17 protein-coding genes, 2 pseudogenes and 1 riboswitch are annotated in these 25,296 nt (G+C 59.4%); of the genes and pseudogenes, 10 read left to right on the plus strand and 9 right to left on the minus strand.

The features are described 5' to 3' along the window. Nucleotides 1-52: 52 nt before the first annotated feature. Nucleotides 53-1,216 (minus strand): 1-acyl-sn-glycerol-3-phosphate acyltransferase, encoded by a 1,164-nt coding sequence (locus tag ACOYXE_RS27725; protein ID WP_460927026.1) that lies wholly within the window; start codon nt 1,214-1,216, stop codon nt 53-55. 142 nt (nt 1,217-1,358) lie between these two features. Here ACOYXE_RS27725 and ACOYXE_RS27730 point away from each other — a divergent pair, with 142 nt between their 5' ends. Genes ACOYXE_RS27730 through ACOYXE_RS27740 form a run of 3 tightly spaced genes read left to right on the plus strand, consistent with a single transcriptional unit; the run spans nt 1,359 to nt 2,471 of the window. Beyond that, nucleotides 1,359-1,541 carry a CPXCG motif-containing cysteine-rich protein gene (locus ACOYXE_RS27730; RefSeq protein WP_160059376.1) on the plus strand — a complete coding sequence of 61 codons (183 nt, stop codon included), beginning with the start codon at nt 1,359-1,361 and terminating at the stop codon, nt 1,539-1,541. Nucleotides 1,542-1,550: 9 nt separating this feature from the next. Beyond that, complete coding sequence (locus ACOYXE_RS27735; protein ID WP_007912819.1) at nt 1,551-1,811, plus strand: putative signal transducing protein; 261 nt, start codon at nt 1,551-1,553, stop codon at nt 1,809-1,811. Nucleotides 1,812-1,847: 36 nt separating this feature from the next. Continuing rightward, on the plus strand, nt 1,848-2,471 hold the full coding sequence (locus ACOYXE_RS27740; protein WP_160059375.1) for an SOS response-associated peptidase: 624 nt from the start codon (nt 1,848-1,850) through the stop codon (nt 2,469-2,471). Nucleotides 2,472-2,547: 76 nt separating this feature from the next. On the opposite strand, the gene ACOYXE_RS27745 is transcribed toward ACOYXE_RS27740, so the two are convergent. Both ACOYXE_RS27745 and ACOYXE_RS27750 read right to left on the minus strand, forming a co-directional pair. Continuing rightward, the gene (locus ACOYXE_RS27745) at nt 2,548-3,390 is read right to left on the minus strand and encodes a methyl-accepting chemotaxis protein (RefSeq protein ID WP_405124183.1); all 843 of its coding nucleotides are present in this window, start codon (nt 3,388-3,390) and stop codon (nt 2,548-2,550) included. A gap of 60 nt (nt 3,391-3,450) precedes the next feature. Beyond that, nucleotides 3,451-4,749: pseudogene (locus tag ACOYXE_RS27750) on the minus strand (cache domain-containing protein); the annotation flags it as partial. Between the two features lie 202 nt (nt 4,750-4,951). Between ACOYXE_RS27750 and ACOYXE_RS27755 the strand changes: the two are divergent. Continuing rightward, the gene (locus ACOYXE_RS27755) at nt 4,952-5,770 is read left to right on the plus strand and encodes a M48 family metallopeptidase (protein ID WP_007912815.1); all 819 of its coding nucleotides are present in this window, start codon (nt 4,952-4,954) and stop codon (nt 5,768-5,770) included. A 15-nt stretch (nt 5,771-5,785) separates the two neighbouring features. Here ACOYXE_RS27755 and ACOYXE_RS27760 read toward each other — a convergent pair whose 3' ends face one another. The 4 genes from ACOYXE_RS27760 to ACOYXE_RS27775 form a co-directional block, all read right to left on the minus strand. Then, on the minus strand, nt 5,786-6,322 hold the full coding sequence (locus ACOYXE_RS27760; RefSeq protein WP_160059373.1) for a hypothetical protein: 537 nt from the start codon (nt 6,320-6,322) through the stop codon (nt 5,786-5,788). 134 nt (nt 6,323-6,456) lie between these two features. Then, nucleotides 6,457-7,044 (minus strand): TMEM165/GDT1 family protein, encoded by a 588-nt coding sequence (locus ACOYXE_RS27765; RefSeq protein ID WP_160059372.1) that lies wholly within the window; start codon nt 7,042-7,044, stop codon nt 6,457-6,459. Nucleotides 7,045-7,131: 87 nt separating this feature from the next. After that, nucleotides 7,132-7,256: riboswitch (yybP-ykoY riboswitch) on the minus strand. Between the two features lie 50 nt (nt 7,257-7,306). Continuing rightward, complete coding sequence (locus ACOYXE_RS27770; RefSeq protein WP_460927030.1) at nt 7,307-8,305, minus strand: methyltransferase; 999 nt, start codon at nt 8,303-8,305, stop codon at nt 7,307-7,309. 32 nt (nt 8,306-8,337) lie between these two features. After that, nucleotides 8,338-9,303 (minus strand): 2-hydroxyacid dehydrogenase, encoded by a 966-nt coding sequence (locus tag ACOYXE_RS27775; RefSeq protein WP_160059370.1) that lies wholly within the window; start codon nt 9,301-9,303, stop codon nt 8,338-8,340. A 91-nt stretch (nt 9,304-9,394) separates the two neighbouring features. On the opposite strand from ACOYXE_RS27775, the gene ACOYXE_RS27780 reads away from it, so the two are divergent. Continuing rightward, nucleotides 9,395-10,024 (plus strand): LysE family translocator, encoded by a 630-nt coding sequence (locus tag ACOYXE_RS27780; RefSeq protein ID WP_129395456.1) that lies wholly within the window; start codon nt 9,395-9,397, stop codon nt 10,022-10,024. A gap of 88 nt (nt 10,025-10,112) precedes the next feature. Here the strand turns inward: ACOYXE_RS27780 and ACOYXE_RS27785 are convergent. Next, nucleotides 10,113-10,876 (minus strand): annotated as a pseudogene (locus ACOYXE_RS27785) (AraC family transcriptional regulator). Between the two features lie 85 nt (nt 10,877-10,961). On the opposite strand from ACOYXE_RS27785, the gene ACOYXE_RS27790 reads away from it, so the two are divergent. The 5 genes from ACOYXE_RS27790 to ACOYXE_RS27810 all read left to right on the plus strand — a co-directional run bounded on the left by ACOYXE_RS27790 (nt 10,962) and on the right by ACOYXE_RS27810 (nt 20,640). Beyond that, a complete protein-coding gene (locus tag ACOYXE_RS27790) occupies nt 10,962-12,146 on the plus strand; it encodes an MFS transporter (protein WP_460927033.1) in 1,185 nt (394 codons plus the stop codon). 146 nt (nt 12,147-12,292) lie between these two features. Continuing rightward, entirely contained in the window at nt 12,293-13,975 is a 1,683-nt protein-coding gene (locus ACOYXE_RS27795; RefSeq protein ID WP_160059367.1) for a fatty acid--CoA ligase, read from the plus strand. Between the two features lie 337 nt (nt 13,976-14,312). Then, a complete protein-coding gene (locus tag ACOYXE_RS27800) occupies nt 14,313-16,202 on the plus strand; it encodes a DUF1302 domain-containing protein (RefSeq protein ID WP_160059366.1) in 1,890 nt (629 codons plus the stop codon). Between the two features lie 26 nt (nt 16,203-16,228). Then, the gene (locus ACOYXE_RS27805) at nt 16,229-17,593 is read left to right on the plus strand and encodes a DUF1329 domain-containing protein (protein WP_160059365.1); all 1,365 of its coding nucleotides are present in this window, start codon (nt 16,229-16,231) and stop codon (nt 17,591-17,593) included. Between the two features lie 314 nt (nt 17,594-17,907). Next, complete coding sequence (locus ACOYXE_RS27810) at nt 17,908-20,640, plus strand: LuxR C-terminal-related transcriptional regulator (protein ID WP_160059364.1); 2,733 nt, start codon at nt 17,908-17,910, stop codon at nt 20,638-20,640. A 100-nt stretch (nt 20,641-20,740) separates the two neighbouring features. Here the strand turns inward: ACOYXE_RS27810 and ACOYXE_RS27815 are convergent, their stop codons facing one another. Next, on the minus strand, nt 20,741-25,273 hold the full coding sequence (locus tag ACOYXE_RS27815; protein WP_460927036.1) for a M10 family metallopeptidase C-terminal domain-containing protein: 4,533 nt from the start codon (nt 25,271-25,273) through the stop codon (nt 20,741-20,743). Between the last annotated feature and the right edge of the window lie 23 nt (nt 25,274-25,296).

The raw sequence follows: 25,296 nt of genomic DNA on the forward strand, positions 1-25,296 counted from the left end.
GGCATAAAAAACGGCGCCCGAAGGCGCCGTTTTTGCGTCAGGTGGAAACCGCTTACAGCGGCAACCCAGCCTTGACCCGGTACTGATTGCGCACCGGCGTCGCATATTGCAGCACCAGATACGGACGGTGCTCTGCAGGGCACGCATCCAGCCGGCTCTGCCATTCTTCCTGCGCCTTGGCCAATTCATCCGCCGGGAACACTTCGACAGCCTTAGGCACATTCAATTGCGGATCGGCATCGGCCCACTGCGCGTACGCCAGGTAATGCACCGGAAATAACCGGTAGCCGCCGAGAATCTGCTTGTCCATCTCGATCGCCAATTGCTTGGTGTCTTCGAACAGCTCGGTGATCGGCGCGGCAAAGTTCACGTGCACGCGGCCCTTGTAGCCGGTGATGCCCTTGGCGATGCTCACATCGTCCTCGCCCGGCGCTTTCGCGTAAGTGCCGGTGGTGGCGCGGATGTACAACTCGCGGGCCTTGGCCTGGTCGCACGGGTCGTATTCGTAGCTGATCGACACCGGGGTGACATTCAGCGAGCGGATCACTTCATCGAACGGCTCGTCCTTGCGGCTCATGTGGAACATCTTGAGAATCGCCGACTCGGTACGGTCATCGCCATCCTTCGCCCGACCTTCTGCCTGAGCGATCCAGATCGAGGCGCAATCGTTGCGGATCGAGTGGTTGATGTACGCCGACAACAGTTGATACGCGGCCATTTTTTCGCGACGGCCGGTGATCGAACGGTGGACGATGAAGCTCTTGTTCAAGCGCATGAGGTCGCTGACAAACGGTTTTTGCAGCAGGTTGTCGCCAATCGCGATGCGCGGCGTCGGCAGGCCGGCGTGGTACACGGCGTAGTTGACGAAGGCCGGGTCCATCACGATATCGCGATGGTTGGCGATGAACAGATAGGCGCTGCCGGACTTGAATTGCTCGACACCGGTGTAGGTCACGCCGTCGGTGGCGCGCTCGATGGTGTGGTCGACGTAGGACTCGACCTTGTCCTGCAACGTCGCCACCGACGTCACGTCGGCGAACTCACGACGCAGCCGATGGGCTATAAGTGGTTTGAGCATCCAGCCGAAGGCACCGGCAAAACGCGGGAAGCGGAAGTGGGTGAGGATATCTAGAAACGCCTTGTCGCCGAGCAGTCTTGCCAGTACCACAGGTACTTCGCTGTCGTCGTAAGGTCGGATGGCATCGAATTCGCCCATCATGCTCTCTTGTTGGAAACGGCTAGGGTAAGTAAAGGTTTTGATCGAAAACCCGCGGGGCACGGTCTGAAAAAGTAGCCAGACAAAAATAGCCCTGCAAATAGACCGGCGATTATACGCACAAGTCACTTGGGAGACCGCGATGCTGGAAACCGCTGAATACGAATGTCCTTATTGTGGGGAAACGGTCGAGACGTCAGTGGACCTGTCCGGCGGTGATCAGACCTATATCGAAGATTGTCAGGTGTGTTGCTGCCCGATAACGTTCGTGTTGCAGGTCCACGAAGAGGATTGGTTTCTGGAAGTTTTCAGCGAAAACGAGTGAGGGCCGCGTATGCAGCGAATCTATGAGCCGGAAAACCTGATGGAAGGTGAAATGCTCAAGGGCATGCTCGCCAGTGAAGGCATAGAAGCGCACTTGATCGGCCGCGATTTGCTCGGTGGCACGGGCGAGTTACCGATTTTCGGTCTGCTGGGACTGTCCGTCGATAACGATCAGGCCGAATACGCCCGCGAGCTGATCACCGCGTACAATGCCGCGCTGCCGCTGCCCGGCGATGAACCGGAGAGCTTCCCCGGGACGCTGGTCTGTTAGGCTGAGCTTCGTTTTACTTCAGAGTCGTGTTGCCCCATGTGTGGACGTTATGCCCTGTTTCGCTGGAACCGCGATTTCGCGGCCCTGCCAGGTTTTCCCGCCGATCAGCAGGCGCAGTGGAACATTTCCCCCAATGATTCGGTGTTGATGCTGCGTGCCGGTGAAGATGGCCAGCGCACCCTGGCTCGCGCTCGTTGGGGGCTGACACCGCCGTGGCTGACTGATCTGTCGAAGACGCCGGCGCATGCCCGTGCGGAAACCGTTGCGGAACAGCCGATGTTTCGTGAGGCGCTGCGTCAGCGTCGCTGCCTGTTGCCGGCCAATGGTTTTTACGAGTGGCGCGGGACCCAGCGCAAGCGGCCGTACTGGCTGACGCCGGGGGAGGGCTCGTCACTGTTTTTTGCGGCGATCTGGGAGGCGTATCCGGTGCAGGAGCAGGTCTGGTTGAGCACGGCGGTGATTACTCAACCGGCGTCGAGTCAGCGGCGGCCGCTAATTCTTGATGAGGTGGGGCAGGCGGCGTGGCTGGATCCCGAAACGCCTTTGCATGTGTTGCAGGGGTTGCTGGCCAGTGAGCCGGGTGCGTTGCGCGAGCGGGTGTTGGCGAATCTGATCAATGATCCGAAACTCAATGGGCCGGAGTGTTTGACCCCGGGTTAAAGCCTGTAGATCAAAAGCCCCTCACCCTAGCCCTCTCCCTCTGGGAGAGGGCTAGGGTGAGGGGGCTCTTGGCTTTTCAGACCTTGAACTGATTGATCAACCGCCGCTGTTGCTCCGCCAGTTTGGTCAAATCCGCACTCGCCGAACTCGACTCATCCGCGCCGCCCGCCACTTCATTCGCTACTTGGCCGATATTGATCACGTTGCGGTTGATGTCATCGGCTACCGCGCTCTGCTCTTCCGCCGCACTGGCGATCTGCGTATTCATGTCGTTGATCACCGACACCGCCTGCGTAATGGTCTCCAGAGCCTCAGCCGCTTTCGCCGCGTGCTGCACGCTTTCATCAGTGCGGTTCTGGCTGTCTTCCATGACCCGCACCACATCGCGCGTGCCCTGCTGCAGCTGCTGGATCATGCTCTGGATTTCTTCGGTGGCTTTCTGGGTTTTCTGCGCCAGATTGCGCACCTCGTCGGCCACTACGGCAAAACCGCGACCTTGCTCACCGGCACGTGCCGCTTCAATCGCCGCGTTCAGCGCCAACAGGTTAGTCTGCTCGGCAATCCCGCGAATCGCCGTGAGAATCGCATTGATGTTCTCGCTGTCCTTGGCCAGCGTCTGCACCACGTCTACGGCCTTGCCGATTTCCACCGCCAGCATGCCAATCGAGTTCGAGGTGTCACGAACAATCTGCATGCCCTGACTCGCCGCCTGATCGGCATGGTTGGCCGCTTGCGCAGCCTGAGTCGCATTACGCGCGACATCCTGTGCGGTGGCGGTCATTTCCTGCACCGCCGTGGCCACCTGATCGATCTCGGCCATTTGTTTCTGGATACCGATGTTGGTGCGAATCGCGATGTCAGCGGTGTGCTCCGAGGAATCGCTGACGCTCTGCACCGACGTCACCACCTGCGTGATCATCGCCTGCAACTTGGCCAAAAAGGTGTTGAAGCCCTTGGCGATCGAGCCCAGTTCATCACTGCGATCGCTGCTCAGGCGTCGGGTCAGATCACCTTCGCCCTGCGCGATGTCATTGAGCATGGCTACCATCTGCTTCAGTGGTCGGGCGATGCCGTGGCCGACCAGCCAGATCACCAGCAGGCCGAGGCCGGCGATCAGTAGACCGACCATGGCCATGCCGAAGGTGTCGGATTTGCGTTGCGCATCGAGGTCGGCCTGCAGTTTTTGCAGATCCGCCATCACGGCGTTGAGCGGCAGTTGCAGCATCAGCGTCCAGCGCGCGTCGGTCTGACCGATGCCGAACGGCAGGTACAACTCGATGCGCCCCTTGTCCTTGTTGACCGAGTAAGTCACTTCACCGCGCTTGAGATTGGCCATGTTGGCAATCTGCTCGGCATCGAGGATATCGCTGACTTTTTCGCCGAATTTGCTGGTGTCTTTGGTGTAGGCAACTATGCGGCCATTGCCGCCGATCAGAGCCATTTGCCCGGCGCCGCTGTAGAGCTTCTGGTTGGCAGCGAGGAGCATTTCCTGGATGAAGTTCACCGACAGGTCGGCGCCGACGATGCCCTGGAAGGCGCCGTTGAGCATGATCGGTTCAATAAAGGAGGCGAGCATGACGATCTTGTCGCCGACCTTGTAGGGCGCCGGATCGATCACGCAGGATTTTTTGCTCTCTTTCGAGCACAGGTAGTACTCGCTGGCGCGCACACCGGTGGACAGGGTTTTCTGGTCGTCGACGTCAACCAGTTTGTCCAGGCCGAGGGTGCCGTCATCGTTGCGGAACCACCACGGCAGGAAGCGCCCGTTGGCCGCGTCGATGCCAACCACGCTGGTGCCCACATAAGCTGCGTCATTGTGATCGAGGGCGTTCTTCTCCCAGCCGATGTAGGTGCCGAGAATTTTCGGGTTCTGCTCGACGTTCTCTTTGATCAGGCTGATCAGTTGCTCGCGGCTGACGCTCAGGCGCGGCTGGCCATCGGTGCCCGGCGTGCCGAGCAGGGCGTTGACCCGTACCAGTCCGCCGGCAATCAGCAGCGGTGCTTCGAGTTCGCGCTGGATCTGGCTGACCTGGGTTTGTGCCAGCGAAGTCAGGCGCTGTTCGATGACTTGCTCGAACTGCGCCTGGGTGCGCTGTTGCACCATCTCTTGAGTACGGGCGCCGGAAAACAGCGCATACAGCACCAGCGCGGCCACCACGCTAAGCACGATGGCGCCGGCCAGGGCGGCGACGGAAAACTGGATCGACTTGAACTTCATGGGAGCTCCGCACGCAAGAGGACGTCTGCGCTGATGTATCGGCAGGCGGGATTGGGCCATGAGTGCGAGCCGGTGCAATTGCAAGCCGATGTCGCAAATGGGTCCGTGCACGACGCAGTTGCTGCGGGCTTGGTGAACGCTGTGAATTTTTTACGACAGTTTTGGCGGGAAACGTCTGAAAGTCGCTGCAACACGTCCGTTGTATCTGGCGTCGATACAATTACCCGCCTAGGATACGCGCAGGTTTTCAGGGAGCTTTTGAATGAACAAGACATTGGTTGTAAGTGCACTGAGCGCAGCGCTGTTGCTGGCCGGTTGTCAGTCGGTCAACACCACCAGCGGCGGTGCCGTGGGTGTGGAGCGCAAGCAGTACATGTTCAGCATGCTGTCCTCGCAAGAGGTCGACCAGATGTATGCCCAGTCGTATCAGAAGACCGTCGGCGAGGCCTCCAGCAAAGGTGTGCTGGACAAGACCAGTCCCGAGGCCAAGCGGGTTCAGGCGATTGCCAACCGCCTGATCGCCCAGGCGCCGAACTTCCGTCCGGATGCGGCGCAATGGCAATGGGAAGTCAATCTGATCAAGAGCGATGAACTCAACGCCAATTGCGGGCCTGGCGGCAAGATCATTTTCTACACCGGGCTGATCGACAGCCTGAAACTCACCGACGATGAAATTGCCGCGGTCATGGGCCATGAAATCGCCCACGCCTTGCGCGAGCACGGTCGTGAAGCGATGTCCAAAGCCTACGGGATTGAAATGGCCAAGCAGGGTGCGGGTGCGTTGCTCGGTCTGGGTCAGGACAGCCTGGCGCTGGCCGACACCGTGGCCAACTACGGCATGACCCTGCCGAACAGTCGTGCCAACGAAAACGAAGCTGATCTGATTGGTCTGGAGCTGGCCGCTCGTGCGGGCTACAACCCGAATGCCGCGATCACTCTGTGGAACAAGATGAGCAAGGCGTCGGAAGGTTCGCCGCCGGAGTTCATGAGCACTCACCCGGCTTCGACCAGCCGGATCGCCTCGTTGCAGGCGGCGATTCCGAAGGTTATGCCGTTGTACGAACAGGCGCCGAAATCCTGAGTAAAAAAGGTGCTCTCACAGCGAGAGCGCCTTGACCCGTTTTATTTGCCGGGCTATGCATTTGGCAAAGTTGTCTCTTAGCACGGAGCCTGGTGAGGGCAGTAGATAATCGATGAAGATGTAGTTACCGCGCGGGTCGTAGTCATGATCTTTCCCAAACACGAGGAAGAACTCGCACTCGAACTTGAACTCTCGAGCGTTTTTCTTTGTGAAGTTGATCCTGAACGGGTTTCCCGCACCGTCTGAAATTGTGAAGTGGGTCGGCGTGCCTGCGGCAGGAAACGTCCAATAGTAACTGTCGGATGAGTCACTCCCGTATTCAGTAGCACGACTCCTGTAACCACCAAAGTTTTGAGCGAGCAGGTCAGCTCTCCCGTCCAGGAATGCCAATTCTTTCAGACCGTTTTCAGTGAGCCCTGTCAGCAGGAAATGCACCCGCTTCGGATCAAATTCATCGACGGTTATCTTGTACGCGCAAGAATGGCTGAAAGGCATGTAGGGAATGATGATGCCGGACTTGCTTAGTTTGGAGTAATGCTTGGGCTTGCTCATGATTACGATCCTTGTGAAGTTCAATGAGATCAGAAGTCATGAATGTAGGCCCGTTAATACGGTGACGATAGCTGTCAACTCTGACAGCTATCGATCGCCTTATATTGATAGGTAGTTTGTATCGTCGGTTAGCGTTATCCAACCCATCCGCTGCTCTGCATCGCCTTGTACACCGCAACGATTGCCAGAATCATGAACGCCGAAGCCGCAAGGCGACGGATCAAGGTCAGGGGCAATTTGTCCGCAGCAAAATTACCCGCCAGCACCACCGGCACGTTGGCAATCAACATGCCCGCAGTGGTACCGATAATTACCAGCCACAGATCCGGGTATTGCGCCGCGAGCATCACCGTCGCGACCTGAGTCTTGTCGCCCATCTCCGCCAGGAAGAACGCAATCAGCGTGGTCAGGAACGGCCCGAACTTGCGCGCGGTGCTGGTTTCATCGTCATCCATTTTGTCCGGGACCAGCGTCCACAACGCCGTGGCTGTGAAGCTCGCCGCGAGGATCCAGTGCAGTGTCGCATTCGAGAAGAAACTGCCGAACCAGGCGCCTACCGCACCGGCTGCTGCGTGGTTGGCCAGGGTCGCAGCGACAATGCCGGCAATGATCGGCCAGGGTTTGCGGAAGCGAGCGGCGAGAATCAGCGCGAGCAGTTGCGTCTTGTCGCCGATTTCGGCCAAGGCAACGATTGCGGTGGGAACGAGTAACGAGTCCAGCATCAGGATTTCCTAAGGGGCGGGTCGACACGGCTATGACACGTACAGCCTTCCCGCCCCGGGTAAGGTGTGCGTGTCATAGGTCTTGTCAAACCCTGCGATCCGTCTGCTGCGGACGCTTGGGTCGCATACGCCATGATCTGAGGATCAAGTATGTTGACGTATGCCGGACGAGCATGGCGCTCGTGGGAGACTACTCCCCTAGGACGGAGCGGATTCTGCCTAGGCAAATCCGATTGAGCAAGCCTCTTTTTTAAAAGAGGTTTCAGCCGCGCTTGGCTCGGTAAATCCGGAAACCATTGCCTTCGGCCTTGATTGCACAGACGCCCAGATGCTCTTCGATCAGCGGTTGATACTTGAGGAAGCTGTTCGCCACCAAGCGCAGTTCGCCGCCATTTTTCAGATGTTTGGCTGCTTTTCGCAGCAGGTTCTCGGTTGCGAAGTAATCGGTGTGCACGCCGACATGGAACGGTGGATTGCTCAGAATCGCACTCAAACCCATCGGCGCGGCATCGATACCATCACCAGTCAGCACTTCAGCTTCCAAACCGTTGGCCGCCAATGTCAGGCGGCTGCTGGCGGCGGCGAAGGCATCGACATCGAGCAGGGTCACCTGATTGTGCGGGTAGCGACGTTTGACCGCAGCGCCCAGAACCCCTGCACCGCAGCCGAAGTCGAGCAGATGGCCGCTCGGCAGTTTGTCCAGATGCTCCAGCAGCAGGGCACTGCCGCGATCCAGTCGACCGTGGCTGAACACGCCCGGCAGACTGATGACTTTCAGCGGGCCTTCGGCCAGTGGCAATTCATAGGTCTGCGCCAGGCTCTCCAGGGATTTCGCTTCCGGTGCGCTTGCCACGGTGACCTGCCAGAGCTGGCAGTGCCGCGCGCTGTCGAGTTTGCGCGGCTTGCCGAACGGGTTGAGCTGCTTGGATGCGCCTTCGATGCCGCTGCGCTTTTCCCCGACCAGAAATACTTCACGCCCGGCCAGACGCGAGGCCACGGCATTGAGGATGTAATCGGTCAGGTCTTTGGACTTGGGCAGGAACACCACGACGCTGTCGAACTCGCGCTCCGGCACGTTCACGCCGAAATGGCTGCGGCCTTCGAAACGGGCGTCCAGCGCGGCCTGGTCGCCGGCATGCCAGCACCAGCCGAATGCGTTGGGCAGGCGCCCAAGCAAATCGTCGGCGGGCAAACCGGCCAGCAACAGCGAACCTTGAAACAACTCGGGCTGACGAAGCAGTACTTCACTGCGCGGATCCATAACTGCTCCTCAAAAAAAAGTGCCGCAGTTTATCAACTGACGACCCGCAGCGCCTTACCGCTGAAGAACGCCTGAGCGTTTTCGGTCAATTGGCCGACGATGCGTTGCCGTGCTTCGCGACTACCCCAGGCGTTGTGGGGTGTAACGATCAGGCGTGGGATGTCCGCCGCGAGCAACGGATTGCCTTGGGTCGGCGGCTCGACACTCAACACATCGGTAGCCGCGCCGCCGAGGTGGCCATTGCGCAAGGCATCGGCCAGCGCCTGTTCATCGATCAGACCGCCACGGGCGGTGTTGACCACGAACGCGCCTGGCTTCATCGAAGCCAGTTCGCGGGCGCCGATGAAATGGCGAGTGTGTTCGTTGAGCGGACAGTGCAGGGTGAGGGCGTCGATTTGCGGTAGCAGTTCATTCAGCGGCAAACGATCCGGGCGAGCAGGGCGGCCCGGAATCTGCCCGAGCAACACGCGCATGCCGAACGCTTCGGCCAGCCGCGCCACAGCGCCGCCGAGTTCGCCATGACCGAGCAAACCGAGGGTTTTGCCCTCCAGTTCGACAATCGGGTAGTCGAGCAGGCAGAACTGTTTGGCCTGCTGCCAACGACCTTCGCCGACAGCTTTCTGATAATCGGCCAGACGCGTGGCGAGGTTGAGCAGCAACATGATCGTGTGCTGCGCCACCGACGGCGTGCCGTAACCCTGACAGTTGCACACGGTGATGCCCTGAGCGCGGGCGGCAGCAAGGTCGACGTTGTTGGTGCCGGTGGCGGTGATCAGGATCAGTTTCAGATCGGGATTGGCGGCCATCGCGGCGGCGTCGATCAGGATCTTGTTGCTGATCGCCACGCTGGCACCTTGCAGGCGCTCGGCAACTTGCTCGGGCAAGGTCTGGGCGAATAGCTGCAGATCGCTGAAACACTCGCGCAACGGACTGAGGTCCAGATCGCCGAGATCCAGCGAAGGGTGATCAAGGAATACCGCGCGGCGCGTGTTCGTCATCAACTGTACCTTTTGTGCTGTGAGCGTTGGGCGTAATCTGCCGAGCCTACCAGATGAAACAAATTGATACGCTTGGCCGAAAGGAGCCCCCATGTACTGGACCGAGTTCTTGACCGTTGCACTGATCCACTTGCTGGCCGTCGCCAGCCCTGGCCCGGACTTTGCCGTGGTGGTGCGCGAGAGCGTGACCCATGGTCGTCGCGCCGGTACCTGGACCGCGCTGGGCGTAGGCACGGCGATTTTCCTGCACGTCGGTTATTCGCTGCTCGGCATCGGCCTGATCGTGTCGCAATCGATCGTGTTGTTCAACGCGTTGAAATGGGCAGCGGCGGCTTACTTGCTGTACATCGGTTTCAAAGCCTTGCGTGCGCAACCAGCAAAAACCGTGACCGATGATCTGCACAAGGAGGCCGGTGTGCGCACCGCTCGCGGCGCGTTCACCTCGGGCTTTGTGACCAACGGTCTGAATCCGAAAGCCACGCTGTTCTTCCTGTCGCTGTTCACGGTGGTGATCAACCCGCACACGCCGCTGGCGGTGCAGGCCGGTTATGGCGTTTATCTCGCCGTTGCGACGGCCATCTGGTTTTGCCTGGTGGCGATGCTGTTCAGCCAGCAACGCGTGCGTGCCGGTTTCGCCCGCATGGGTCACTGGTTCGATCGCACCATGGGCGCGGTGCTGATCGCTCTCGGCGTGAAAATCGCGTTTACCGAGATGCATTGATTGCCTTTTGTAGGAGTTGCCGAAGGCTGCGATCTTTTGATCTTGTCTTTTTACAACAAAATCAAAAGATCGCAGCCTTCGGCAGCTCCTACACGAGTTCGCTGAGCTTGCTCAGTGTGTTGAGGTAATCGCGGGGATTCTCCCCGAGCAAACGGCGGAACATCGCGCTGAACGCCCGCGCGCTGCCGTAACCCAGATCCCGCGCCACACGCTGCACGCTGTCCCCGGCGAGCAGACGTGGCAGGGCTTCCATCAAGCGCAGTTGCTGGCGCCAGGCGTTGAAACTCATCTGCACTTGTTGCTGAAACAGCCGCGCTAACGTCCGTGAGCTGGCGCCGACCTGCTGCGCCCAGTCTTCCAGCGTATTGGGGTGATCGGGCGTGTGCAGCAGCGCCAGACAGATGTTTTGCAGGCGCCGGTCGGTGGGCATCGGAATGTGCAGTGGCAGGTTTTCCAGGCTGGCGAGTTCTTCCAGCATCAATTGCTGAATCAGCGGATTGTCGGCATGCGGCGGCCCTTGCACCGCGCGCAGGATCAGCTCTCGCAGCAACGGCGTCACCGCCAGCACACAGCATTGTTGCAGGGCGGCCGGCGACAGCGCGGGCGAGATGAACAGCGAGCGCATCTGCACGTCGCCGCTCATGAAAATCTCGTGCGCCACCTCGGGCGGAATCCACACCGCACGACTCGGTGGAATCACCCAGGCACCGATTCCGTGACCACGCGCATGATGCCACTGACGGCATACAACAACTGCGCCTCACGATGCAGATGCAACGGCTGGTGCGCGCCGTCCAGGTAATCCCGGGGGTAGGCGCTCACCGGACCGTATTCGAAATGGCTGATCAACATGTCTGATTGAGTGACTTATGTGGCAGGAATGCGCTTTTTCGCCAACTTAGCATAGGTGGTACACAACAACGTAAAGCGTGCCGCCATGAATCAATCCAGAAACGTCATTCGCTATATCAACGCCGCGCATGTGATCGATCACATGTTCATGCTGATTTTTCCCGCCGCCGTTCTCGGCATGACTCAGGCCTTCGGTCTCGATTACGCCGCGCTGATCGGCTTGTCGCTGGGCGGCTTCATTGCCTTCGGCGCCTGTTCGCTACCCGCTGGTTGGCTCGGCGATCACTGGAGCCGGCGGCAGATGATGCTGGTGTTTTTCTTCGGTATCGGCGCTTCGGCGATCTTCACCGGGCTGAGCAACAGTCCGAGCATGCTGGTGATCGGCCTGACCCTGATCGGTATTTTTGCCGCGATTTACCATCCGGTCGGCACGGCGATGCTGGTGGCTTATGCGCAAAACCGTGGCCGTGAAATCGGCATCAACGGCATGTGGGGCAATCTGGGCGTGGCGTTTTCGGCGCTGATCACAGGCTTGCTGGTGGCGCAGTTCGGCTGGCGCTCGGCGTTTCTGATGCCGGGCGCAGTGGCGATTGTGCTGGGGATTGGCTTCGCCTTGCACGTGCGTGAAGAGCCGATTCCGAAGCGTGCGCACACGCCACTCAAGGGGGCCGCTGGCCAGCGTATTTCCATGCTCATGGTGTTCGGCGTGCTGGCGCTGGCGACGGCCACTGGCGGCGTGGTGTTCAACGCCACCACCATGACCTATCCGAAGCTGTTTCAGGAGCGTTTGCATGAGTTGTTTGCCTCGCCGCAAACCCTTGGTGTGGTGGTCAGTCTGGCCTATGCCTTTGGTGCGGTTGCACAGTTGAGCATTGGTCGGGTGTTGCATCGGCTCAGCCTGAAATGGCCGTTCATTGTCCTGACGCTGTGCCAGGCACCGCTGTTGTTCGCGCTGGCTTATGCCGACGGCTGGGCGGTAATCGCCCTCGGTGCGGCGTTCATGTTCGTGGTGTTCGGGCAGGTCACCGTCAACGATGCGATGGTCGCCAACTTCGTCGCCCCACAGTGGCAATCACGGGTGTTCGCCCTGCGTTACTGTTTATCGTTCGGCGCCAGTGCTACGGCGATTCCACTGATTTCCTATGTCGAACCGCGCCATGGTTTTGTAGGCCTGTACTTGATTCTTGCGGGTTTCGGAGCTTTGACCTTCCTCGCTGCGGTGGTTTTCCCACGCACGCCTTCTGAAGAGGCTGTGGGACAAACCGCCTGACCGAAGACGAAAACCGGCAAATGCTGGCGCAAAGCTAGCATTTGTACGGCTTTGCAAATCATTCCTTTGGCTGATTTGGCAGGCGTATAAGGGTTCTAGAGTACCAATCTCTACGCCAACACCGTGCAGTCAGAAAAGGGATTCTTATGTTGCAGACTCGCGTCATTCCCCCGGCCGATGGGGCCTACCAGTATCCATTGCTGATCAAACGGCTGCTGATGTCCGGGGCCCGTTACGAGAAAACCCGCGAGATCATTTACCGCGACCAGATTCGCTATAGCTACCCGACCCTGATCGAGCGCGTGGCGCGGTTAGCCAACGTGCTGACGACGGCCGGTGTGAAGGCCGGTGACACTGTGGCGGTGATGGACTGGGACAGCCATCGTTACCTGGAATGCATGTTTGCGATTCCGATGATTGGCGCGGTGATCCACACGATCAACGTGCGCCTGTCGCCGGAGCAGATCCTCTACACCATGAACCATGCCGAAGACCGCTTTGTGCTGGTCAACAGCGAGTTCGTCGGACTGTACCAGGCGATCGCACCGCACCTGACTACGGTCGAGAAAACCCTGCTGCTGACCGATCTGCCGGAGAAAACCGCCGATCTGCCGAATCTGGTCGGCGAGTACGAGCAACTGCTGGCGGCGGCGAGTCCGCAGTACGATTTCCAGGACTTCGACGAAAACTCCGTCGCCACCACGTTTTACACCACCGGCACCACCGGCAACCCGAAGGGCGTGTATTTCACCCATCGGCAACTGGTGCTGCACACCATGGGCGTGTCGACGATCATGGGCTCGATCGACAGCGTGCGCCTGCTTGGCACCAACGATGTGTACATGCCGATCACGCCGATGTTCCACGTCCACGCCTGGGGCCTGCCGTACGTGGCGACCATGCTTGGCCTTAAACAGGTTTATCCGGGGCGCTACGATCCCGAGTTTCTGGTGGAGCTGTGGCGCAAGGAAAAGGTCACCTTCTCCCATTGCGTGCCGACCATCCTGCAGATGCTGCTCAATGCCAAAGGGGCGCAAGGCACCGATTTCGGCGGCTGGAAAATTGTCATTGGCGGCAGTGCGCTCAACCGCACGCTGTATGAAACCGCGAAGGCGCGCGGCATTCAGCTGACTGCCGCGTATGGCATGTCGGAAACGGGTCCGCTGGTGTCCTGTGCGCACCTCAATGACGAGTTGATGGCCGGCACCGAAGACGAACGCACCACTTACCGGATCAAGGCCGGTGTACCGGGGCCGCTGGTGGAAGCGGCGATTGTCGACGGCGAGGGTAACTTTCTCCCGGCCGATGGCGAGACTCAAGGCGAATTGGTGCTGCGTGCGCCGTGGCTCACCGAAGGCTATTTCAACGAGCCGCAGAAGGGCGCCGAGCTCTGGGCCGGCGGCTGGTTGCACACCGGCGATGTCGCCACGCTCGACAGCATGGGCGTGATCGACATCCGCGACCGCATCAAGGACGTGATCAAGACCGGCGGCGAGTGGATCTCTTCGCTGGACCTCGAAGACCTGATCAGTCGTCACGTCGCGGTACGCGAAGTAGCAGTGGTGGGCATCGCCGACCCGCAGTGGGGCGAGCGCCCGTTTGCCTTGCTGGTGATCCGCGAAGGGCATGTGATCGGGGCACGTGAGCTCAAGGAGCACCTCAAGCCGTTCGTGGAATTGGGCCACTTGAGCAAGTGGGCGATTCCGAGTCAGATCGCCCTTGTTACCGAAATTCCCAAGACCAGTGTCGGCAAGCTCGACAAGAAGCGCATCCGCCTCGATATCACCGAATGGCAGGCCAACAACAGCACCTTCCTCTCGACACTTTAAGTGTCTGCTGGCGCGCCGAAAACGGCGCGCCAGACCCACCAAGCAAGCGCTTGGCTTGTGAAATCGAAAAAATCAGCCATCCTTGCCGTGCCGACATGCGTCGGTCTGGCGAAAGGACTGTTCCAGAGTGGCCGGCAGCTGCAAATCACACTTTAGAGGGATCAAGCGGTACCACCTGCTGGCTATAGTCCGCTCAAGGATTTTTAAGAACGGAGCACACGCACAAATCGGGGCGATGCATCTTTGAAGTGATTTCGGGTTGTCTCTGGCACCCGGTCCTTCAGGCGTTTTTAAAAGTACTCACTGCCATAACAATAATGCACATGGAGTAGCGTCGATGACCTCAGTAAACCAGTTCTGGCGCCGGGCGAAACTGCCTCTGGCAGTCAGTCTTGCCTCTTCGCTCGCCGGGCCCGCATTCGGCGTCAGTTTCAACGTCGGTGAAATCGAGGGCCAGTTCGACTCGTCCCTGTCGATCGGTGCCAGTTGGTCTACTCAGAGCCCTAACAAGAACCTCATTGGCGTCAACAACGGCGGCCACGGCCTGTCGCAGACGTCCGATGACGGTCACGCCAACTTCAAGAGCGGTGAAACCTTTTCGAAGATCTTCAAGGGCATCCATGACCTTGAACTGAAATACGGCGACACCGGCGTGTTCGTCCGTGGCAAGTACTGGTACGACTTCGAACTCAAGGATGAAAGTCGCGAGTTCAAGGACATCAGTGATTCGGGTCGCAAAGAGGGCGCCAAGTCGTCCGGCGGGCAGATCCTCGACGCCTTCGTCTACCACAACTACGCGATTGCCGATCAGCCGGGTTCCGTGCGTCTGGGCAAGCAGGTGGTGAGCTGGGGTGAAAGTACCTTCATCGGCGGCGGCATCAACTCGATCAACCCGATCGACGTTTCCGCGTTCCGTCGTCCGGGCGCCGAGATCAAGGAAGGCCTGATCCCGGTCAACATGTTCTACGTGTCCCAGAGCCTCACCGAAAACCTGTCGGCCGAAGCGTTCTATCAACTGGAATGGGACCAGACCGTCGTCGATAACTGCGGCACGTTCTTCTCGCAGCCGGACATCGTCGCCGACGGTTGCAACGACAACCTGCGCGTGCTGAACAAGCGTTCGCAAATCCCGGCCGTGGCCCTTGGCCCATTGGCCGCCAACGGCGTCAGCGTCAACGAAGAGGGCGTTCTGGTGCGCCGTGGCCCGGACCGCGATGCGCGTGACAGCGGCCAGTGGGGCGCGTCCTTCAAGTACATGTACGAGCCGCTCGATACCGAGTTCGGCGCCTACTTCATGAACTACCACAGCCGTGCGCCGATCTTCAGCGCCACCGGTGCGCCGCAATCGGTCTACAACACGGCGCGCGCGCTGCCGGGGCCGTTTGCGGCACTTGCACCGCTGCTGGTCGCGGGCAATTCGAACTACTTCATTGAATACCCTGAAGACATTCGCCTCTACGGTCTGAGCTTCTCCACCACCCTGCCTACCGGTACGGCGTGGAGCGGTGAGATCAGCTACCGTCCGAACGCGCCGGTGCAACTGAACTCCACCGACATCCTGTTCGCCGGTGTGCGTCCGATCGGCGGCGCACTGACCAACGCTTCGATACTCAATGGCGTGCCGGGTCAAGACCTGCACGGTTACGAGCGCAAGGAAATCACCCAGATCCAGACAACGTTCACGCACTTCTTCGATCAGGTCATGGGCGCCAGCCGTCTGACCCTCGTCGGTGAAGTCGGCGCGACCTACGTCGGCGGGCTGGAAAGCCGTTCCGACAAGCGTTATGGCCGCGATCCGGTGTATGGCCCGGGCGAGTTGCCGGCCACTGGCACCACCAACACCTGCGCCAACATTCTCAACGCCAGCACCATCAACGGTGCAGGACCGGGTTCGCCGCAGAACAACCGCAGCCGCAATTGCGATAACGACGGCTTCACCACCTCGATGTCGTGGGGCTACCGCGGTCGCGCCATCTGGGAATACAACGACGTCTTCGCCGGTGTGAACCTCAAGCCGAACGTGGCCTGGTCCCACGACGTCAGCGGTTACTCGCCAGGCCCTGGCGGCAACTTCGAGGAAGGTCGCAAAGCGGTCAGCCTGGGCGTCGATGCCGAATACCAGAACACCTACACCGCGAGCCTGGCTTACACCAACTTCTTCGACGGCAAGTACACCACTGTGGATGACCGCGACTTCGTTGCGCTCAGCTTCGGCGTGAACTTCTAAGCACTGCATTCAGGACGAACGAATTTATGAAAATAACAAAGAGTCTGTTCCACGCCGGTGTTCTGGGCCTGTCGCTGCTGGCGACCGGCGTCATGGCCGCGGTGCCTGCTGCCGAAGCGGACAAGCTGGGCAAGAGCCTGACGCCGATGGGCGCGGAAATGGCCGGCAATGCCGACAATTCGATCCCGGCGTGGAAGCCGCTGCCGAAAAATGCCGGCAGCGTCGATGCGCGGGGCTTCCTGTCCAACCCTTACGCCAGCGAACAACCGCTGTTCACCATCACCGCCAAGGATGTCGACAAGTACAAGGACAAACTGGCGCCGGGCCAATACGCGATGTTCAAGCGTTACCCGGAGACCTTCAAGATGCCGGTTTATCCGTCCCACCGTGGCGCAACCGTGCCGGATGACGTGTTCGCCGCGATCAAGAAAAACGCCACCACCACCAATCTGGTGTCCGGCGGCAACGGTCTGGAAAACTTCGATACGGCAGTGCCGTTCCCGATTCCGAAAAGCGGTGTGGAAGTCATCTGGAACCACATCACCCGCTATCGCGGTGGCAGCGTGACCCGTCTGGTGACCCAGGCCACGCCGCAACCGAACGGCTCGTACAGCCTGGTGTACTTCCAGGATCAGTTCGTGTTCCGCGACAAGATGAAGGACTACGACCCGAAAAATCCGGGCAACATCCTGTTCTACTTCAAGCAGAAAGTGACCGCGCCGGCGCGTCTGGCCGGTGGTGTGCTGCTGGTGCACGAGACTCTCGATCAGGTCAAAGAGCCACGTTCGGCGTGGGTCTACAACGCCGGCCAGCGTCGTGTACGTCGTGCGCCACAAGTCTCCTATGACGGTCCGGGTACTGCGGCGGATGGCCTGCGGACTTCCGACAACCTCGACATGTTCAACGGTGCGCCGGATCGCTACGACTGGAAGCTCGAAGGCAAGAAAGAGATGTACATCGCCTCCGATAGCTACAAGCTCGACGATCCGAAACTGAAGTACGCCGACATCATCAAGGCCGGCCACATCAATCAGGATCTGGCGCGTTACGAGCTGCGCCGCGTGTGGCATGTGGTAGCAACCCTGAAGGAAGGTCAGCGCCACATCTACGCCAAACGTGACTTCTACATCGACGAAGACACCTGGCAAGCCGCGGTGATCGACCACTACGACGGTCGTGGCCAACTGTGGCGCGTTGCCGAAGCGCATGCCGAGAACTACTACGACAAGCAAGTGCCGTGGTACGCCCTGGAAACCCTCTACGACCTGCAGTCCGGCCGCTATCTGGCACTGGGCATGAAGAACGAGGAAAAGAGTGCGTATGACTTCGGCTTCACTGCCACCACCAGCGACTTCACCCCGGCCGCACTGCGTCAGGATGGTGTTCGCTAACCCGCTGTAATTCGAGGCCGCATCCTCGTGAAAACGCCCCGACTGGTTCGGGGCGTTTTTTTTGCTTTTTCTGGCGCACTGTTGAACCGCTTTTGTAGGAGCTGCCGCAGGCTGCGATCGTTTGATCTTGCTTTGGATTTTGAAAGGTCAAAGTCAAAAGATCGCAGCCTGCGGCAGCCCTACGGGGTTGGGTTCAAAGGTTCGTGTAGCCTTTTTGTAGCCATTTGTAGCAGCAACCTTCATAACCGGTTCGTTTAAGGCTAGTCTGCGGACATCTGCAACGCCGCCAACAGCAATTCGAACAAGAGCCGGCCATGACTGATCTGTCCCCACTTCCGGGTCCCGCAAGTGTTGCTGTCGCGGCATTGGACGGGCGTTTTTTTCGCCCTCCGTTGCCCGACGGTTACGTCTTGCGACCACGTCTTTGCGAGCGCCTGCAGGCCGGGCTCGGTGGGCGGCTGTTGCTGGTCAGCGCCCCTGCCGGGTTCGGCAAGAGTTCTCTGGCGGTGGAGTTCTGTCAGAGTCTGCCGCCGCAATGGCAAAGTCTCTGGCTCGGCCTGAGTCCTCGCGACAGTGACCCCGGCCGCTTTCTCGAGCGTTTGCTCGAAGGCTTGCAGGACTACTTTCCGCAACTGGGCAGTCGCGCACTCGGCCTGCTGAAAATGCGCCAACGCCATCAGCCATTTGCCTTCGAAGAGTGGCTCGACGGTTTGCTTGATGAGCTGGCGCTGCACCTCGATTCCGCTGCACCACTGCTGCTGGTGCTCGACGATTATCATCTCGCCCAAGGCCCGGTGCTTGACCGTTGCCTGCAATTTTTTCTCAATCACCTGCCTGATGGCTTGCTGGTGATGGTCACCAGTCGCCAGCGCCCGGACTGGCATCTGGCGCGCTTGCGTCTGTCCCGACAGTTGCTGGAGTTGCATGAACAGGATCTGCGCCTGACCCACGACGAAGCGCTGACCTTGCTTGATCGCCACAGCAGCTCACTGCGCGGTGAAGCGCTGGAAAACCTTATCCAGCGCAGCGAGGGCTGGGTCGCCGGTTTACGTTTCTGGCTGCTTGCGGTGTCTGAGGCCGGCAGCGATGCGGCGTTACCGCAAGCGCTGAACGGCGGTGAAGGGCTGATCCGCGACTATCTGCTGGAAGAGGTCATCGACTGTCTGCCAGCAGAAGTGCAAGCCTTTCTCTACGAGACGGCGCCACAGGAACGCTTCTGCAGTGAGCTGTGCGATGCCGTGCGCGAAGCTCATGACAGCGCCGAGATCCTGCGTTTCCTGTTGGCGCATCAGGTCTTTCTGGTGCCGCTGGACGAGCACGGTCACTGGTATCGCTATCACCATCTGTTCTCGGATCTGCTGCGCAGCCGGCCGATTGCGCAAGCGATGGTGCCGACTGCAACGCTGCATTTGCGTGCCTGTCGCTGGTTCAACGCACAGGGGCTGCTGGATGAAGCGGTTGAACAGGCGTTGCGCGCCGGTCACCTCGATGTCGCCGCGAACCTGGTGCAGAACCTCTCCGAGGAGCAACTGCTGGCCGAGCAAAACGTCGGCATGCTGCTGCGTTGGAAAATGGATTTGCCCGACAGCCTGCTGATCAGCACGCCGCGGCTGATCGTTCTCTACAGTTGGGCGCTGGGGCTGGCCTGCCAGCTCGATGCCGCCGAGGAGTTGTCCAGCCACTTGAGCCGCTTCCTGCCGGCACCTTCGGCCACCGCGCAAAAGTCGATGCTGGCGCAATGGCTGGCACTTAGCGGAATCATTGCCCGTGGTCGCGGCCATCGTGAGCTGACGCTCAGATACTGCAGTGAAGCTTTGGAAAGCCTGCCGGCGAAACGTTATGGCCAGCGGCTGATGTGTTTATCGACCCTGTCTAATCTGGCCATCGCCGACGGCGATCTGTGGCGTGCACGCGGTCTTAACCGTGAATCCCTTGAACTGGCGCAACGGGTCGGCAATCCGCTGTTCGAAGCTTTGGCCCATTACGACCGTGCACGGGTGTTGCAATCACGTGGTGAAATTCTGCGCGCACTGGATGAAGTCCATCAGGGTCTTGAGCGCCTGCGCGGTCTATCGCCGCAACGCCTGTACGCGGTGCGCGCACGGCTGACCCTGTACGAGGGCTTCCTGTTGGCCATGCGCTTGCAGCCTCAGGCCGCGCGCGCACGTTTGATGGCCGGGATCGGCGAGGCACGGGCCTGTCGCGATATCAGCGTGTTGATCGGCCACTGCGTCATCGCTCGACTGGACGGCAGCAGTGGCGAGTTCGCCAAGGCCTTTGCCGAACTCGCCGAAGCCGAACGCCTGATGCATATCTGGGACGTGCCGCCGATCTACTATCTGGCGATGATCACGCTGGTCAAATGTGAACTGTGGCTGGCGCAGGGGCGCACTGATCTGGCCGAGGCCTGGCTCGCACGGCTTGGTCAGACGTACACGGGTGAACGCGCCGCTGCGCCGCCAGAGTTTCATCCTCAGTTGCCGTTGCATGTTGAACTGCAACAGGCGTTGCTCGACATGATTCAAGGGCATCCGATGCTCGCCGAAGGGCGGCTGAATGTATTGCATGAAAACGGTCAGCAGACCGGGCGGCAGTTGCTCAGTGTGATGGCGTTGACGCAAAAAGTGGCGTTGCTGTTGGTGGGTGGACGAGAGACTGAGGCCCGCAAAGCATTGAGTCAGGCACTGGAAGCGGCGGCGGGGGGCGTGCTGCAACCGTTCGATACCTTGGTGAAGGGGCATGCGGACTGGTTGCGCGGGCAATTGCAGATGATACCGACATTATCAGGGCAGCAATTGCTGGAGCATTTTCCGCCTGCGGCGGGACGTCCAGTCGTTGAGTCTGGTGCCGCCGAACAGCTCAGTAGCAGGGAGCTTGCAGTGCTACGCCTGATCGCCCAAGGCTGTTCGAACCAGCAGATCAGCGAGCAATTGTTCATCTCGCTTCATACGGTGAAAACCCATGCCAGCCATATCAACAGCAAATTGGGGGTGGAGCGTCGAACTCAGGCGGTCGCGCGGGCCAAGGAGCTAGGTGTTCTTGATTAGCCGCCGTACCAGTCAATAAAAAAAACGCCCCGAACCAGTCGGGGCGTTTTTTGTGGCTGCGGTCTCTTCTACAGACCGGCCGGTACAAGCGCGACGAAGATCACGCCACCAGATCAGTGGCGTTGAAGTTGTTGACACCGACCAGCTGGATTTCAAAATCCGCACCGACGTTGCCGCTGACGTTGCCCGACAGCACTTGGTCGACGAAGCGCAACTGGCCTGCGCCGGTGAAGTCGTTGGCGCCAATGAAGGAAAAACCATTGAAGCCCGCGGTCAGCAGGTTGGCATCGAAGTGGGTCAGATCGATCTTGTCACCTTGGGCACTGCTAAAGTCCGTGATGACATCGCGCAGGCTGCCAAGGCCGCTCTCGTTCCAAGCGTTGAAAATGAACACGTCCGCACCAATGCCGCCGGTCAGCGAATCTGTCCCGAGTCCGCCGATCAGAAGGTCATTGCCCGCGCCGGCATTCAGCAAATTGTTACCGTCGTTGCCGGTCAGGCTGTTGTTCAATGCGTTACCCGAGCCATTGAGGTTGGTGCTGCCGGTGAGTACGAGGTTTTCCAGATTGTCGCCCAGGGCCCAGTCGATGGAGGCGCGTACAGTGTCGATTTCGCCCGCCAGGGTGCTGGTTTCAATCGTGCTGTCGTAGACGTTGTCGACGATATAGGTGTCGTTGCCCAGACCGCCAATCATGGTGTCGCCACCCATGCGGCCGTCCAGCACGTTGTCGCCGGCGTTACCGATGAGGGTGTTGTTGGTCCAGTTGCCGGTGCCGTTGATGGCGTTGCCGATCAGGATCAGTTGCTCGACGTTGGCCCCCAAGGTGTAGTCGATGGAGGAGTACACCTGGTCGATGGCGGTCAGCGAGGTATCGGTTTCGATGACGACATCGCCGATGTTGTCGACGTAGTAGGTGTCGATGCCGTCGCCACCGATCATGGTGTCAGCGCCGAGGCCGCCGTTGAGCACGTTGTTCAGTGCATTACCGGTCAGCGTGTTGTTCAGTGCGTTGCCGTTGCCATTGATGGCCGAGCCGGTCAGCACCAGGTTTTCCAGATTGGCCCCCAGGGTCCAGTTGACGGAAGAACGTACGGTATCGATCTCACTGATCAGGGTGCTGTTTTCCCTTACGATGTCGGAGACGTTGTCGACGATGTAAGTGTCGTTGCCCAGACCGCCGACCAGCACGTCGGCACCCACGCCACCGTCAAGGACGTTATCGCCATCATTGCCGATGATGCCGTTGTTCACCGAGTTGCCCGTGCCGTTGAGGTTGGCATTGCCGGTCAGTATGAGGTTTTCCAGGTTGGCGCCCAGGGTCCAGTCAATCGAGGCGCGTACAGTGTCGATTTCGCCCGCCAGGGTGCTGGTTTCAATTGTGCTGTCGTAGACGTTGTCGACGATATAGGTGTCGTTGCCCAGACCGCCAATCATGGTGTCGCCACCCATGCGTCCGTCCAGCACGTTGTCGCCGGCGTTACCGATGAGGGTGTTGTTGGTCCAGTTGCCGGTGCCGTTGATGGCGTTGCCGATCAGGATCAGTTGCTCGACGTTGGCCCCCAGGGTGTAGTCGATGGAGGAGTACACCTGGTCGATGGCAGTCAGCGAGGTATCGGTTTCGATGACGACATCGCCGATGTTGTCGACGTAGTAGGTGTCGATGCCGTCGCCACCGATCATGGTGTCAGCGCCGAGGCCACCGTTGAGCACGTTGTTCAGTGCGTTACCGGTCAGCGTGTTGTTCAGTGCATTGCCGTTGCCATTGATGGCCGAGCCGGTCAGCACCAGGTTTTCCAGATTGGCCCCCAGGGTCCAGTTGACGGAAGAACGCACGGTATCGATTTCGTCCGCCAGAGTGCTGGTTTCAATCGTGCTGTCGTAGACGTTGTCGACGATGTAGGTGTCGTTGCCCAGACCGCCAATCATGGTGTCGCCACCCATGCGGCCGTCCAGCACGTTGTCGCCGGCGTTACCGATGAGGGTGTTGTTGGTCCAGTTGCCGGTACCGTTGATAGCGTTGCCGATCAGGACCAGTTGCTCGACGTTGGCCCCCAGGGTGTAGTCGATGGAGGAGTACACCTGGTCGATGGCGGTCAGCGAGGTATCGGTTTCGATGACGACATCGCCGATGTTGTCGACGTAGTAGGTGTCGATGCCGTCGCCACCGATCATGGTGTCAGCGCCGAGGCCGCCGTTGAGCACGTTGTTCAGTGCATTACCGATCAGCGTGTTGTTCAGTGCGTTGCCGTTGCCATTGATGGCCGAGCCGGTCAACACCAGGTTTTCCAGATTGGCGCCCAGGGTCCAGTCCACCGAAGAGCGCACGGTATCGATCTCACTGATCAGGGTGCTGTTTTCCCTTACGATGTCGGAGACGTTGTCGACGATGTAAGTGTCGTTGCCCAGACCGCCGACCAGGACGTCGGCACCCGCGCCACCGTCGAGGATGTTATCGCCATCGTTGCCTGCGATGTCGTTGTTCGCCGAGTTGCCCGTGCCGTTGAGGTTGGCATTGCCGGTCAGTACGAGGTTTTCCAGGTTGGCGCCCAGGGTCCAGTTGACCGAAGAGCGCACGGTATCGATTTCGCCCGCCAGAGTGCTGGTTTCAATCGTGCTGTCGTAGATGTTGTCGACGATGTAGGTGTCGTTGCCCAGACCGCCAATCATGGTGTCGCCACCCATGCGGCCGTCCAGCACGTTGTCGCCGGCGTTACCGATGAGGGTGTTGTTGGTCCAGTTGCCGGTACCGTTGATAGCGTTGCCGATCAGGACCAGTTGCTCGACGTTGGCCCCCAGGGTGTAGTCGATGGAGGAGTACACCTGGTCGATGGCGGTCAGCGAGGTATCGGTTTCGATGACGACATCGCCGATGTTGTCGACGTAGTAGGTGTCGATGCCGTCGCCACCGATCATGGTGTCAGCGCCGAGGCCGCCGTTGAGCACGTTGTTCAGTGCATTACCGGTCAGCGTGTTGTTCAGTGCGTTGCCGTTGCCATTGATGGCCGAGCCGGTCAACACCAGGTTTTCCAGATTGGCGCCCAGGGTCCAGTCCACCGAAGAGCGCACGGTATCGATCTCACTGATCAGGGTGCTGTTTTCCCTTACGATGTCGGAGACGTTGTCGACGATGTAAGTGTCGTTGCCCAGACCGCCGACCAGCACATCGGCACCCACGCCACCGTCAAGGACGTTATCGCCATCATTGCCGATGATGCCGTTGTTCACCGAGTTGCCCGTGCCATTGAGGTTGGCATTGCCGGTCAGTATGAGGTTTTCCAGGTTGGCGCCCAGGGTCCAGTCAATCGAGGCGCGTACAGTGTCGATTTCGCCCGCCAGGGTGCTGGTTTCAATCGTGCTGTCGTAGACGTTGTCGACGATATAGGTGTCGTTGCCCAGACCGCCAATCATGGTGTCGCCACCCAGGCGGCCGTCCAGCACGTTATCGCCGGCGTTACCGATGAGGGTGTTGTTGGTCCAGTTGCCGGTGCCGTTGATGGCGTTGCCGATCAGGATCAGTTGCTCGACGTTGGCCCCCAGGGTGTAGTCGATGGAGGAGTACACCTGGTCGATGGCGGTCAGCGAGGTATCGGTTTCGATGACGACATCGCCGATGTTGTCGACGTAGTAGGTGTCGATGCCGTCGCCACCGATCATGGTGTCAGCGCCAAGATTGCCATTGAGCGTATTGTTCAGTGCGTTACCGGTCAGGATGTCATCGAAGACAGAGCCGACCGCGTTCTCGATCTTGGCACCATAGGCAATCGCCAGGCCGTCGTTGATCGCTGTCAGAGTGTTGTAATCGACGAACGCCTTTCCGATTTGGCTATAGGCGCCTTCATTCAAGTTGATGCTGACGGGCGCAAGTTGATTGCTGCCATCGATCGTGTCGTTGCCACCGGCATCCCAGATGGTTTCGAAAATCGACTGGTCCGCCGCCCATTTGTACAGGTTGTCACCGGCCTGCCACGTCATATTGGCGCCGTACAGGCTCTGGATCGCCAAGATGTCCAGAACCATCGGTGTGGTCGGTTGATAGGAATAGTTACTGTTGTAACTCATCACCGTGAAGTGCACATCGTCGAGCGAAGGGTCCAGCAGAGTCTTGTTGGTAGCACTGGTGTCGAACGGATGCTTGAGGCCCAGCGCATGACCGATTTCATGCACGAACGTCATGAAGTCGTAACTGCCTTTGACGGGATTCGGGTCATTGGTTGCCTCGCCGACCCAGACATCGCCACCCGCAGGCAGATTCTCAGGAAAATAGGCCCAGGCCGCTGTTTTGTCATCCATCAACCGATAGCCGCCAAAACGCAGGTCGCCAACGTTGGTCAGGGTGTCGCTGGTCAACGTGAAGTTGAGGTTGGCAACCGCGCTCCAGGCACCCAACGCACCGGTTATTGCGGTTTTCTGTGCCGCCGTCAGCTCATACAGAGCGTTGTATTCATTTTTTGGGCTGTAGTCGGTGACGAAGTAAGAAGTTACCGGCGCCATGAAGCTGTAGCTCAAATTAGTCGCCCCGGATGGACTCCAGCCGGATCCCAGCCAGAATTTTCCGGAAATAAGGCTGTCGACGATAGCGTTGCCAGTCAATGAGGCAGGGAAGGCGAAGGAGTAAGTCTTGGGCGTTGGCATGCGGAATTTCCTGAGTACTATGC

The sequence above is a fragment of the Pseudomonas sp. MC6 genome (genome assembly GCF_054790575.1).